This is a genomic window from Endozoicomonas sp., assembly GCF_051008435.1.
Lineage (GTDB): Bacteria > Pseudomonadota > Gammaproteobacteria > Pseudomonadales > Endozoicomonadaceae > Endozoicomonas_A.
The window spans coordinates 1-13,902 of sequence record NZ_JBPCXO010000230.1 but is presented as its reverse complement, the minus strand read 5'-3'; the positions used below and the strand labels follow the sequence as shown (position 1 = coordinate 13,902).

General features: G+C 46.3%; 8 protein-coding genes and 1 pseudogene. 5 read left to right on the top strand and 4 right to left on the bottom strand.

Annotation, left to right across the window (positions count from 1 at the left end; all coding sequences use genetic code 11):
• Window positions 1–336 precede the first annotated feature (336 nt).
• Both ACR2PX_RS11895 and ACR2PX_RS11890 read right to left on the bottom strand, forming a co-directional pair.
• Window positions 337–1,173: pseudogene (locus tag ACR2PX_RS11895) on the bottom strand (IS5 family transposase); the annotation flags it as partial.
• 85 nt (window positions 1,174–1,258) lie between these two features.
• The gene (locus tag ACR2PX_RS11890; RefSeq protein WP_433999573.1) at window positions 1,259–3,055 is read right to left on the bottom strand and encodes a protein kinase family protein; all 1,797 of its coding nucleotides are present in this window, start codon (window positions 3,053–3,055) and stop codon (window positions 1,259–1,261) included.
• A 68-nt stretch (window positions 3,056–3,123) separates the two neighbouring features.
• Between ACR2PX_RS11890 and ACR2PX_RS11885 the strand changes: the two genes are divergently transcribed.
• Entirely contained in the window at window positions 3,124–4,746 is a 1,623-nt protein-coding gene (locus tag ACR2PX_RS11885) for an FMN-binding glutamate synthase family protein (protein WP_433999572.1), read from the top strand.
• Between the two features lie 52 nt (window positions 4,747–4,798).
• Here the strand turns inward: ACR2PX_RS11885 and argS are convergent, their stop codons facing one another.
• On the bottom strand, window positions 4,799–6,541 hold the full coding sequence (gene argS / locus ACR2PX_RS11880) for an arginine--tRNA ligase (RefSeq protein WP_433999571.1): 1,743 nt from the start codon (window positions 6,539–6,541) through the stop codon (window positions 4,799–4,801).
• 597 nt (window positions 6,542–7,138) lie between these two features.
• Between argS and ACR2PX_RS11875 the strand changes: the two genes are divergently transcribed.
• From ACR2PX_RS11875 to hslU, 4 genes are all read left to right on the top strand, one after another.
• Window positions 7,139–7,735 (top strand): SPOR domain-containing protein, encoded by a 597-nt coding sequence (locus ACR2PX_RS11875; RefSeq protein ID WP_433999570.1) that lies wholly within the window; start codon window positions 7,139–7,141, stop codon window positions 7,733–7,735.
• A gap of 140 nt (window positions 7,736–7,875) precedes the next feature.
• Window positions 7,876–9,978 (top strand): S9 family peptidase, encoded by a 2,103-nt coding sequence (locus tag ACR2PX_RS11870; protein ID WP_433999569.1) that lies wholly within the window; start codon window positions 7,876–7,878, stop codon window positions 9,976–9,978.
• A 454-nt stretch (window positions 9,979–10,432) separates the two neighbouring features.
• Complete coding sequence (gene hslV / locus ACR2PX_RS11865) at window positions 10,433–10,981, top strand: ATP-dependent protease subunit HslV (protein WP_433999568.1); 549 nt, start codon at window positions 10,433–10,435, stop codon at window positions 10,979–10,981.
• 84 nt (window positions 10,982–11,065) lie between these two features.
• A complete protein-coding gene (hslU, locus tag ACR2PX_RS11860; RefSeq protein ID WP_433999567.1) occupies window positions 11,066–12,406 on the top strand; it encodes an HslU--HslV peptidase ATPase subunit in 1,341 nt (446 codons plus the stop codon).
• Here hslU and ACR2PX_RS11855 read toward each other — a convergent pair.
• Window positions 12,348–13,568, bottom strand: coding sequence for a Wzz/FepE/Etk N-terminal domain-containing protein (locus tag ACR2PX_RS11855; protein WP_433999566.1), 1,221 nt, complete (start codon window positions 13,566–13,568; stop codon window positions 12,348–12,350). The two genes, hslU and ACR2PX_RS11855, sit on opposite strands and share 59 nt — an antisense overlap.
• Window positions 13,569–13,902 lie beyond the last annotated feature (334 nt).

Below are 13,902 nucleotides of genomic sequence, written 5' to 3'. Positions count from 1 at the left end.
CGTCCCTGTGTAGCACCTTGCAAGTGCATTGTTATTAACACAGGTATTTTGCCTGAACAGCACAGAGGGCGCTCCTTTCAGTTCATTCTGTCTTACTTCTTCAGATCGTTAAGCGGGACTTAAGGCAATTCCCCGCAGCTTGCTCCGGGGTAGTTCATTTGTTATAAGATTATCGCTTGTTTCAGGTTTGTTTGATTTTAGGAAGCTCTGAAAAACATGTTGAGATTTCCAGTCTCAATCTTTGGTTGCTCAAAAAAAGAACAAAATATTTAAAAATAACGCCCTTTACAACACTTCTGCGAGAGCAGCCCAAATTCAGAGCGCACTGCCCCCAGATCAGCCCGCTAACAGTTTCCTCCTAACCCGGAACAGGTTGTACAGACCAAACTGCATGAACAACTGACAGGTATTTTTCTTCAACCCCCGATAACGCACCTTTCGGAACCTCCACTGGCACTTAATGACCTGAAATGGATGCTCAACCTTGGCGCGCCAGCCAGACAATTTGCGGTTACGCTTTTTTTGGCTGTTCGACAGAGGGGTATTGCGCTTTCCTTTATCACAAATCGCGTAGACAACATTATTAGCACGACACTCTTTCTTGTACTGGTCGTCAGCGTAACTTTTGTCGCCCCTACCACTTGCTCTTCTCCATGCAGGAGTTCTTTCCGTTGAGTACTGTCATGGCGCTTGGCTTCTGTGCCTATCAGTGAGTGGACAAGAGAGCTGTCACTATCAACGCCTATATGAGCTTTCATGCCGAAGTAATATTGGTTGCCTTTTTTGGTGGAGCTCATTTCAGGATCACGTTTTCTGCTTTTGTTCTTGGTACTGCTGGGGGCGGCGATAATGGTTGCATCCACCAGTGTACCTCGCTTCATGAGCAGGCCTCTTTCTTCCAGATCCCCATTGATGGCTGCAAAGATGGCTTCCTGCAGATCATGCTCTTCGAGCAGATGGCGAAAATTGAGAATGGTTGTCTCATCTGGAACGGTATCGGTAAAAAGGATCAGAGAGCCCATATCATTGCTGGAGGCAGTTGATTCGTAACATCAACTCGGTACTGTTAGGTTTTCGTCCGGTGACGGCTTTAGGCCGGTGCGGATCTATCAGGTCACAGAGTGTTTTCCATGGAATCACCTGATCCATCTCGTTGAGAAATTTCTCACACCTGAGCGGCTACCTCTGTTTTGTTATTTTGAGAAAGTTAAGTTGATCCATCATTCCCCCCTGATCCAATCATCAGAATACTACCGAATCAGGGAGAGTTTTTCAGAGGTTCCTTTAGATACTGTTTAAGCAATTGCTCCAACAGGAGTAATTGCATTCGGTGTTCAGGTTGTTTGCGTACCATTACACTGGCTATTTTTTGTAAGAAGAGGTGTTGGGGAATATGATCAGCGTAGCTCTCTGGGTCAGGTAGCCACTCTGATGCCCAGAGGTATGAGTTTTCGTCTGTTCCGGAAAAACATCTGGCTATAAATTCGGATATATTCTCTGGTTCCCTTGAAGCGGAGCTCTGGAAAGGACCTTCATTATGGCAGCGAATCAGCAAAGCTATCACGAGACCCAGTGAATAGATGTCGGACCAGATCGTGTTTGTTGCGCCTGTATACAGCTCGGGTGCGGTCCAGTCTAATGATGCACGGCAATACCTTTTCACTTTAGCCTCATCAATTGTGCAGGAAAGGCCAAAGTCAATCAGTTTTACTGCGATTGCTCCGTTTTGTTCCTTGGCCACTATATTTTCTGTTTTAATATCAGCGTGAAGCAGAGAGTGCTCGTGTAGATAGATCAGAGCCTGGGCTAATTGCAGACTGATTGATGTGGCTTGAGAGTAAACCGTCGTATACAAGGGGTGCTGTTTATTCGTAATGCAATCAAAAAGTTCCTCACCACCATGCTCCAGAAGCAGGCACCAGCTCTGGGTCTTATCGGGTAATAAAACAGGAAAAGCCCCCAGAAGAGCGATAATGTTGTCATGGTTGAGTTTTGATAGAATTCGAAGTTCATTAAGTAAACAGTTGAAAGACTCACGACTTACCTGACCAGTAAATGATATTATTCCTCCAGTCTTTTTTGTTGACTCAACGGTTGTGATTATGACTTTAGGCTGCTTGATGACGATGTTTCCAAATATTTCAACCTGGGAGAATTCGCCTTGTACTGGCAGCTTGCCCTCACGAGCCAGAAAGGTCTCTACTGTTTTTTTTATACTGGGTAAATGATCTTTACGGGATGTACAATAAAACAGTTTTGGCTGTTCTGGATCGGACTCCTCATCCAGGGTCAGGTGTTTGTGAAGTTCGGCAGGGAGTGCCCCCGTTATCGGTTGGTCATTGGTTCCCTTGAATTGAGTGCATCGGAGGCGCTGTCCGGGCTTTATATTCTCTTCATCGGTTTCTTCATCGGTTTCTTCATCGGTTTCATGAGAGGCTATATTCTTCTCTTGTGACGGACTATGATCTGACATTTGTGTTTGTTGGGATTTTTTTTCATCGTCACTCCAGAGCCAGATACCATGAACATGATAGTTATGCTTTTTCAGACTCAAGTTCAGACTCAAGTTCAGACTCAAGTCGTTCAGTTCGTTGAATAACATGTTATCCGTTCGGTTTTGCTCCGATTCATAATAATCATTTAACGAATTATCTTGTTGCCATGTCTGCTCTCTTTCATGAAAGGCTAAATTCAAGGCGTCCCAGAGCGATAAATCTTGGTTTTCAGCAAAAATTCTGAGCACTTTCTGCAAGAATGTTTCTCTTTCGCTTAAAACTTCGGCTATTCCATTCTCGGTAGTTTCCTGTTTTTGAAGCGCTTGCATCATCTCCCAGTGGTTAAAATCAGAAGTAAATCCTGACTGAGGGATGATAACAGAGGTATGGCCTGATGAGGTGGAGAGTTCTATAGGTTCAGACCAGGCAGCTGTAGCTGTTAAGATGATGGTCAAAGAGAGCAGGCTGAAGGTTTTTATTATGGAAATGGAGCCGTCTTTCTGGTGAAGCAGCTTTGAGGAAGGTTGAATATCCGGTTCATTGCTGTTTGAAGGTTTCATTTTTTATAAAAGTAGTGTTTAAAATTTAAGCAAGTGTAATAATAGCTGCCTTTGTGAAGGAAGATGTAATGGCACGCAGAGTATTTTTCTGGGTCTCTATTGGAGGCTCATTGATCACATTAGTTTTCTCGTCCTTCTGGCCCACGCTGCTTTGGCTGTTTGTTTTTCTGGTACCTTATACTCTAGTAGGGCTTTATGATCTGTTTTGGACCAGTCATAACATTTTGCAGAATTACCCGGTTATTGGCCATATACGCTATGCCCTAGAGTTTATCAGTCCTGAGATTCATCAGTACTTTATTGAATCAAACCAGAGTGGCAGGCCATTCAATCGTGAAATACGCAGTCTGGTGTATTCAAGAGCCAAGGGTAAATCGGACACTCAGCCTTTTGGCACTCAGTTTGATCAGACGGAATGTGGTTATCATCGAGCCAATCACTCATTGGCTCCTAAAAAAGTAAACGCATCCTATGGGAAAATAGTGCTGGGTGAGCATACCTGCGCTCAACCTTACCATGCGTCAAGGTTAAATATTTCTGGCATGAGTTTTGGTGCGTTAAGTGCCAATGCCATCAAGGCGATGAATGCTGGGGCTCGCAGGGGAGGCTTTGCTCATAACACAGGTGAAGGCGGGCTCAGCCGACATCATCTGGCAGAGGGGGGCGATCTGGTCTGGCAAATTGGTACAGGTTACTTTGGTTGTCGGACTCAAGAGGGAAGCTTTGACGAAGAAGTGTTTACTGAAAAAGTAAAACATGAAGCTGTGAAGATGGTTGAAGTTAAACTGTCTCAAGGCGCTAAGCCATCTCATGGTGGTGTTTTGCCTGCCATCAAAGTCTCGAAAGAAATTGCTGAAGCCAGAGGGGTGCCTGAAGGAGTGACAGTCATGTCTCCCCCTGCTCATTCGGCTTTTTCAACCCCCAGAGAACTGATCCTGTTTATAGATCACCTGCGACGTATTTCGGGAAAGCCAGTCGGCTTTAAGCTCTGTCCGGGAAACAGGGTGGAGTTCATGGGCATTTGTAAAGCCATGTTGGAAACGGGTGTGGCGCCGGATTTTATCACTGTTGATGGTGCAGAAGGAGGAACGGGAGCCGCTCCTGTAGAGTACACCGACCGTTTGGGAATGCCCTCAAATGAAGCGCTGGTGTTTGTACACAACAGTTTGGTAGGAGCGGGCCTGAGAGAAAGGGTAACGATCATTGCCAGCGCTAAAGTGGCCTCTGGGTTTGATATGGTGACAAAGATCGCTCTGGGGGCGGACATGTGTAATTCGGCCAGAGCCATGATGTTTGCTGTGGGATGTATTCAGGCTCTGAAGTGCAATACGAATCACTGTCCAACCGGCGTGACGACTCAGGATCCTACCCGAGGTAAAGCGATTAATATCGCAGATAAACAGATCAGGGTTGCTAACTATCATCGAGCTACGATGGCCAGCTTTCTGGATATCGTTGGAGCTATGGGACTGGAGAGCCCCGATCAGCTAAGTGCGAGACATATTTTTCGTCGTTTGGCTGATCAGACAGAAGCTTCCTATGCAACCATCTATCCGGTTCTGGAATCAGGATGTTTGTTGGCAGGGGATGAGGTGTTTGGCTACAGCAATCACTGGGCTCAGGCATCTGCCGATGAGTTTTTGCCTTTTGGGGAGTCTGGACAGGGTTTGTTGAAAGTTTGTCTGGAGTAATGGGTTAAAAAAATGCCGGCTCTAAGACCGGCATTTTCTGGCGTAAAGCAGATTACATCTGTTCGACAGTTTCAATACCCAACAGGTCAAGCCCTGTCTTGAGGATATGTGCAGTACTGGCACAGAGCTGTAAGCGACTGTTTTTATCAGCTTCGGATACACCGTCCTTATTCACTGGACAGCTTTCATAAAAGCTCATAAACGCGCCGGACAGTTCATAGAGGTAGCTGCAAAGCACGTGAGGTGTACCTTCACGTGAAGCCTGCTCAATGGTTTCACTGAAGCGATTAAGCTTCAGAGCCAGATCTCTTTCAGCAGGTTCTGCAATCTGGATGTCACCCGTCAGATCGGATTCAGAAACACCCGCCTTGCGGAAAATGCTTTTAACACGTGTGTAGGCATAGAGCAGATAAGGTGCGGTATTGCCTTCGAAAGCCAGCATGGTGTCCCAGTCGAACACGTAGTCACTGGTGCGGTTTTTTGACAGGTCAGCGTATTTTACCGATCCCATGGCCACCGCTTTGATGACTTTTACTTTCTGTTCTTCGCTGAGGTCAGAGGTTTTGGTGGCTATCAGTCTGGCGGCACGTTCTTCAGCCTCGTCCAGCAGGTCAACCAGTTTGATGGTGGTACCAGCACGAGTCTTGAAAGGTTTGCCATCCTTGCCCAGCATCATGCCAAAAGCATGGTGCTCAGTGCGGGTGTCTTCATTGACGAAGCCGGCTTTACGAGCGATGGTGAATATCTGATCGAAATGTTGTCCCTGGCGAGCGTCCACATAGTAGAGTACACGGTCGGCATTCAGGGAGTGAGTCCGATGACGCAGAGCTGCCAGGTCGGTTGTAGAATACAGGAAACCACCGCCGGACTTTTCAATAATGACGCCCATTGGGTCGCCGTCTTTGTTCTTGAACTCATCCAGAAAAACCACTTTGGCGCCCTGGTCTTCGCTCAACAGACCTTTACTGTCCAGCTCCTTAATGATCGTAGGCAGACTGTCGTTGTAAGCACTTTCGCCCATTACGTCGGAGGGTGTCAGGGAGACATTCAATCGTTCGTAAACTTCCTGATTGTGAGCGAGAGTAATATCAACCAGCTTTTTCCAGAGCTTCAAGCAGTGTTCGTCACCAGACTGTAGCTCGACAACGTACTTTCGGGCTTTGATAGCGAAATCTTCGTCATCGTCAAAACGTTTCTTGGCCGCCTTGTAGAAGGTTTCCATATTGGAAAGCTCCATAGCCTGGGCTTCCTGACTGTCCTGCTCAAGTTCTTCTAAATGAGCGATCAGCATGCCGAACTGGGTACCCCAGTCTCCCAGGTGATTCTGGCGAATGACCTTATGTCCCAGGAACTCCAGGGTGCGTGCGGTAGCATCACCAATAATGGTGGAGCGAATGTGGCCAATATGCATTTCTTTGGCAACATTGGGAGCTGAGTAATCGACAATTACCGTTTCCGGGGTGTCGACGGTTGCTACACCGGAACGGTCGTCTTTAACTGTTTCCTGAAGCTTGGCTGCCAGCCACTCCGACTTGAGTGTGATATTGATAAAACCCGGTCCTGCAATTTCGGTCTTTTCTGCAATGCCTTCCAGGTCGAGGTTTTCTTCAACTTTCTGGGCCAGATCACGAGGCTTGAGTCCCATTTTCTTCGCTGCAGCCATCACAGCATTGCACTGGTAGTCACCGAAGTTGGCACGTGCGCTCTGGCGAACCATGGCGGGGGTATCTTCCGGGGCTCCGGCAGCAATCAGTGCTTTGATGACTCTGTCTTCAAGCAGCTTAAGAATATTCATGGAAAAATCCTTGGTCTGAAACTCGTATGCGGTGATTTTTTTCGCTCATGGCTGTTTATCTTGAAAAATATTTTGTGTTGTCTGTGTCTCATTTCTGAAGGGACTTCAAAATATTTTTCTATCGCTATGGGCGTCTCTAACAGCAGGGCCTGTTGACCTTCCTGGTCAGCGGCAGCCTTATTCTGCAAAAGCTGGGTGTCGAAAGGTGGTGGTTACGGTACTGGCAACCAGTCAGCCCTGGCATCGTCGCTGGGTGAATATCAGGCATTGCAGGAACTTGCCGGGACAGAGGGCAATGTTTGATGCAGACTGAAGCCGTTCATGGCTCACCGTGTGAGAGGCTGATGGAGAAGCTGATGAGAGTGATTTCATAGCCGGAAATAATAGCGAATAAAACCACTTTGAGACAATAGCCAGCATTACTGAAATTAAAGTCACATGAGACCGTCACAGTCATGGTAACACCCCGTATCCATGGTAATATGAATTCGTTCGTGAAAATGGTCTTTTTAAAAAGGATATTGTGTAAAACCATGGTTCATGCTTGAGGATGAACGAGCTGTCTTTCTCTCCTGACATGGGTTTTGCATCAGACATATGAGCACCCGTACTCCATCAAGAAGAGGCGCCAGCAAGGCCGCTTCGAGAAAGAAATCAAATCAACAGTCCAAATTACCGGGCTGGATGTGGCTGATAACAGGCTTTGCCGCTGGTTTTTTTGTAGCCTTCCTGATCAAGCTGACACCCGCCCCTATCTCTGTAGATGCTGCCATGACGGCGGTTGAAACGGCCAGGTCAGATAAGAAAGAGTCGGAGCCAGTCTTTGACTTTTATACCGTATTGCCTGAGCAGGAAGTTATTTTGCCAGGGCCAGTCGAGCAACAACCACCAAAAGTAACCTCCAGAAACAAAACGGTCTCTGAACCTGAGCCTAAAGTAAAAACGGCCACGAAACCCGGAGTGAAGTATTTGTTGCAGGCAGGCTCATTCCGAAGTGCTAAAGATGCAGATCGACTAAAGGCGCAGCTACTCCTGGCAGGGCAGGAGCCAAGAGTCGTCAAGGTCACAGTCGGCGCAGGAGAGTCATGGCACAGGGTTCAACTGGGCCCATTTGAAACCTCTGGAAGCATCGACCAGGCAAAAAAAGTGCTGGCCGATTTCAAAATTGATGGCTTGTTGTTGAGAGTGAAGTAACCTGCCTTTAAAGAGTCGGAAAGTAAGTCTTATCCAATGTATAAAAAACGCTTCTTCTGATTCGGCAGTATTCTCAATATGTTCGACATCCAATAAGTGGTTTATCCCTGAGCGATAATAAAGTAATTCAGGAAAAGATTATGAAAGCACCGGTAGCGCCAAAAACAGCCCATGAGATTGTGCAGCATGGTATTAGCAGGGTTGATGACTACCACTGGCTAAGAGATAAAAACTGGCAGAAGTTTATTGCCGGTGATCTGGATTTTGATAATCCGGCTGTTCTTGAGTACATCCAGTCTGAAAATGCCTATAAAGATGAGGTGATGAAAGACTACAAGGATGTGGAAGAAACCCTCTACGGTGAAGTGTTGTCCCGCATCAAGGAAGATGACGAGTCCTGGCCCGTGAAAGAAGGCGAATACTTCTATTACTCAAGAGAAGAAAAAGGTAAGAACTATCCGATTCTCTGTCGCAAGCAGGGATCAAGGCAGGCCACGGAAGAGGTTTACTTTGATATTAATCGGGAGGCCGAAGGTAAAGAACTTTATATCTTTGGGGCATCAGGTACCAACCTGACCCAGACCCACTTTGCCTATAGCTTTAATCTGACAGGATCTATGGAAAAGACCATTCGGGTTAGAGATCTGGAGACCGGAAAAGATCTGGGGTGGGAGTTTCCCAACAGTAACGGATCCTTTCTCTGGCATGGTAATGAACATCTGTACATTGTTGAGCGGGATGAGTCAGGCCGTGGTCGTGATGTCTATAAAATCAATATCCATCAAGGCGTTGCTGAGAAAGAATTGATCTTTTCCAAGCCTGAAGAATACGACAGCATGTTTTTGTCCTTGTCCCGGACCAATGATCGTGAGTATTTCCTGATTCATCTGGACAGTGGTTCGACTCATGTCGTGTATGTGGCAGGCAGGGAGTCTGACCAGTTTGAGAAGTTTGCTGTAGGCGAGAATGATGTTTCTTTCTCGCTCGAGCATTATCGAGGCGATTTTTATATCCTGACCAATCAGGACGACGCCAATGATTTCAAAATCATGAAGTGCCCGGCATCTTCTCAAGTGCCTGCAGGGCAAGCGAAGTGGGCGCAAGATAGCTGGCTGGAGTTTATTCCTGAGCAGAAAGATTTGTGTCTGAGCAGTATCCAGTTTTACAGTCATTTTCTGATCGTGGAGCGCAAGAATAACCAGAAAGTACTGGATGAAGTGGCTGTAATGGATATGGACTGTGGAGAGTTCTCAACCATTTCCATGCCGGATGAGGCTTATTGTCTCGAGTTCTATGGCGACTGGGATCATCAGGCCACCGTTGTCAGGCTTGACTACGATTCGCCAATAGCACCTAACACTGTTTTTGAGCTGAATCTGGAAAGTGGATCTCTGACGGAAGTTTACCGTAAGGATGTACCTAACTTTGATGCATCGCTCTATGAAGTAAAAAGAGAGTTTGCCCAGGCTCGGGATGGCGAGCAGGTTCCGCTGACGATTATCTATAAGAAAGGCACGAAGCTGGATGGAAGCAATAAGGCCATGGTGTATGGCTATGGCTCTTATGGTTATGGAATGAGTGCTGGTTTTTCTTCTCCTAAATTCAGTCTTATTGATCGCGGTTTTGTCTATGTCATTGCTCATATTCGAGGCGGGGATGACAAAGGCTATAACTGGTATCTCGATGGTAAAATGCAGCACAAGATGAATACCTTTAATGACTTCATCGATTGCTGTGAGCACCTGATTAATAGTAACTATACGACAAAAGGCCAGATTACTATTAATGGAGGCAGTGCTGGTGGTTTACTGATGGGGGCTGTTACCAATATGAGGCCCGATCTGTTTGGTTGTGTGATTGCAGATGTGGCTTTTGTTGATGTGATCAATACTATCAGCGATGCATCCTTACCCCTGACCGCTCCAGAATGGGAAGAGTGGGGCAATCCCATCACTCGTAAAGAAGATTTTGACTACATCTCAGGATATTCCCCTTACGATAATGTTGACGTGAAGGATTATCCCCCTACGTTGTACAACTCGGGTATCTCCGATGAACAGGTCACATATTGGGAACCTACCAAAATGGTAGCCAAGCTCAGGGCTTTGAAAACGGATGACAATCCTCTGATCCTCAATATGAAAATGCATGCAGGTCATGCCGGAGCCAGTAAGCGATACGAATGGATAGAAGACATAGCCTTTGACTATGCCTTTATTCTGAAGTGTTTTGATATGAGATAAGGTTGAGGGAATTCATAAAAGCTCACCTTCTTGTTTTATAAAGTACATCATCGGTTTTATGGCTGGTGATGTGCTCTCTCAGCCCCACTCTTCTATCCAAATCAGTGAAGATTTATATCGATTTCCAGAAATCCTCAGGTTGGGTGATATGCACAAACGCAGTGATAGTGGCTTGCCTGATGCAGAGTACCCGCTTCAAGTCAATTGGGGACCGTTGGTCTGGTATGACTGCTCTTGGCAACAGTCTTATACTCAAGGTCCGGATGCTGGTTTCTGGAAGAGATTTGGCGTTGGGTTTTCCGGCATTCTTCCAATTGAAAGCCTTCTATTGCCTGCAGTTATTCAGGCTGGGCTAAGTTGCTGTGAAAACTTTTTCCTGGTGACCCCCTTGATAATTCTGACTCATCCCCAATATTAAGTGTCGAATCAAGCAAAATTCCAAAAGGAGCCCACCTTGGAACAGTATCGTGGCACCACCATTTTGTCCGTCCGTCGAAATGACAGTGTGGTCGTAGGCGGTGATGGTCAGGTTTCACTGGGTAATGCCGTCATCAAGGGCAATGCCCATAAGGTGCGCCGCCTGTTTAAAGGCAAGGTCATAGCAGGCTTTGCAGGTGGTACAGCAGACGCCTTCACTCTTTTCGAGCGCTTTGAAGCGCAATTGGAAAAGCATCAGGGACGCCTGGAAAAATCAGCCGTTGAACTGGCTAAAGAGTGGCGTACTGACAGGACTTTACAGCGTCTGGAGGCCATGCTGATTGTGGCCGATGCTAAAGCTTCACTGGTCATTACCGGAAATGGTGATGTCATGGTTACTGACGATGGCATTCTGGCTATTGGCTCAGGAGGCTTCTTTGCTCAGTCTGCTGCCAAGGCGCTCTATCAGAATACAGATCTGGGCGCGCGCGATATCGTTGAAAAAAGCCTGGAGATAGCCGCAGAAGTCTGTGTCTATACCAACCAGAACCGAGTCATTGAAGAAATCCAGATTGAACAGTCGTAAGCCAACAGAGCGGAGATTCTAGTGATCTCCAATACCGTGCTTTCAAGGTGAGTTAACTGATTTTTCGTTTGCAGAGTTTGTGACATGTCGAATATGACCCCTCGTGAAATCGTTCACGAACTGAATAAACATATTATTGGTCAGGATGATGCCAAGCGTGCCGTAGCCATTGCCCTGCGGAATCGCTGGCGTCGTATGCAGCTGGATGAAGAGCTGCGTAACGAAATCTCGCCCAAGAATATTTTGATGATAGGGCCAACAGGTGTTGGCAAAACAGAGGTGGCCCGTCGTCTTGCGAAACTGGCCAATGCGCCTTTTATCAAGGTTGAAGCGACCAAGTTTACAGAAGTTGGTTATGTTGGCCGTGACGTAGAATCTATCGTCAGAGACCTGGTCGATGCCGCTATCAAAATGCTGCGTGAGCAGGAAGTAGAACGAGTCAAACACCGGGCTCTGGATGCTGCTGAAGAACGGATTCTCGATGCTTTGTTGCCTCCTCCACGTTCCTTCTCTGAAGAATCCGAAAAGCCACAGGACAATTCAACCCGTCAGGTTTTCCGCAAGAAGCTGCGAGAAGGTCAGCTGGATGACAAGGAAATCGAAATTGATGTTCGAGAAGCGGCCATGGGTGTTGAAATCATGGCACCTCCGGGCATGGAGGAAATGACCAGCCAGCTGCAGAATATGTTCTCAAACCTGAATACCGGCAAGCAGAAGAAGCGCAAGCTGAAGGTTAAGGACGCTATCAAGCTGGTTCAGGATGAAGAAGCTGCCAAACTTGTCAATGAAGATGAACTCAAGACTCGAGCTATTGAATCTGTAGAGCAGAACGGTATTGTCTTTATTGATGAGATCGATAAAGTAGCCAAGCGTTCTACTGGTGGAAGTGCGGATGTTTCCCGAGAAGGTGTTCAGCGTGATTTGCTGCCATTGATCGAAGGCTGTACCGTTTCTACCAAGTACGGCATGATCAAGACCGATCATATCCTGTTCATGGCTTCAGGTGCTTTTCATCTGGCCAAGCCTTCTGATTTAATTCCCGAGCTACAGGGGCGTTTGCCCATCCGCGTAGAGCTGAAAGCGCTGACTACTAAAGACTTTGTGAGGATTTTGACTGAGCCGGACGCTTCTTTGACGGAGCAGTATCAAGCTCTTTTGAAAACAGAAGAGCTCAATATCGCTTTTGCTGAAGATGGCATTGCCCGAATAGCGGAAGTGGCCTGGACAGTGAACGAGAACACCGAAAATATCGGTGCTCGTCGTTTACATACTGTGATGGAACGTCTGTTGGAAGAGGTCTCTTACAGTGCAGCAGATCTCTCTTCGGAACACAGTGAGTCACCTCTGATGATTGATGCTGCCTATGTTAACGAGCATCTGGGCGAGCTGGTTCAGGACGAAGATCTGAGTCGCTATATTCTCTGACCTTATGGCCGGCCACTATCGGATAGCTGTGGTCGGCCTCCTTTTGCCTCTCTTTTCTGTTGTTCAGCGCTATTCGAATCAGAGCAAGGAAAACCCCTGCCATCAACCCCAGAATAACGCCTAATGCAACAATAAGCTTTTTATTGGGTTTGGATGGAAATACGGGGACTAGCGCTGGCTGTTCTATAGTAGCGGGAATCATGGAAGAAAAATCAGGCTCTAAATTATCCAGTTGATCGAGCTCGAAAACACGACTTGATACACCTCGGATGTAGGGCTTTTGTGCGTTGTCTTCTGTCTGTGGCGTACTGAAAAAACGGTATTTTTCTGCTCTTTTGTTGATAGCGTCAATTCTGGACTTGAGAAGCTTTTCACCGAGTAGATAAGTAGCACCATCTAAAATAGTGGCGTTCACTTCATTGGTTCGAAGTTGAGTGATTCCAGCCGCCTGAGCTTGAGCTAAGGCTTCTTCCAGTTCGGCCAGCCGAAGTCTGTTATAAGATATAAAGTTTGACTCCAGCCGTTTTATTTGGCTTGTCAGCTGTCTTTTCTTTGTTTTGACCTGTGCTTGAAAGTTCTCATTCAGGTTTTTGAGAAACTGATCTTGCGCGTAAGGTAAAAGCACTTGATTGATGATATAGGTTGACTCTTCAGGATCTTTAGAGCTGTATCGAACTTTTGTTCGATTATTATTTTTATCCGTAGTGATGGATAAGTCAGCTGAAAATGTTTGGTATTGCCCTGCAAGTGCAGTTTTATCTATTGCTGAAGCATTCTCAGAAGCCAAGCCTGCCAGTGATGATTTCTGGAAGGCATATCGTCTTGCCATAGGGCTGGTCAAATATTTCAGGTACAGTTGGTAGGCTTCTTCAGTAGAAAGATACTGGTCAGAGGCTTTATTCTCACTGTGCGAAGCGATATACGTGATATTACTGTTCCAGGCTGCAATGTTAGCAGAGGAAGGTTCATTTATAACCGCTTCGGTTGAAAAGCTTGAAGGAAGCAAAAGCGCTGTAATTGTGGCAATGGCTGCAGCTACAAACGTAATGGCTATAATCAACCACTTTTGAGCAAAGAGTTTTTCCATCAGCTCAAAAAGATCGATTTCATCGTCAGGATAAGGGCTATGGTATAGCTGGTTTGGAGTCTGTAGGTTATTCATACCTGACATAAAATCCTTAAGCGCGGTTATCAAATAGAAGTATTGCCTCATTATCCTGAATAAAAGAGTTAAAGTCTTCCGTAATTTTATGCTTGCCAGGCAATAGAGTTACCTATGAGTTTGATGGAACACCGATTATATTCTAGTCAGATTAGTCACAATCATCGGGGTAACTAAGGTGCATGGATAAGAGTATTGAATAAAATTTTTGTAACTATTCAGCACCCCCTGCTGGAAATGGGTGGTGCTGAAATGCTTACCGCACAAGGGGTAGAAAAAGCTGTCTGATCGTTTAGCTTTCTGAAAAAGGAGTTTTTGACGAAAAATGCACTTA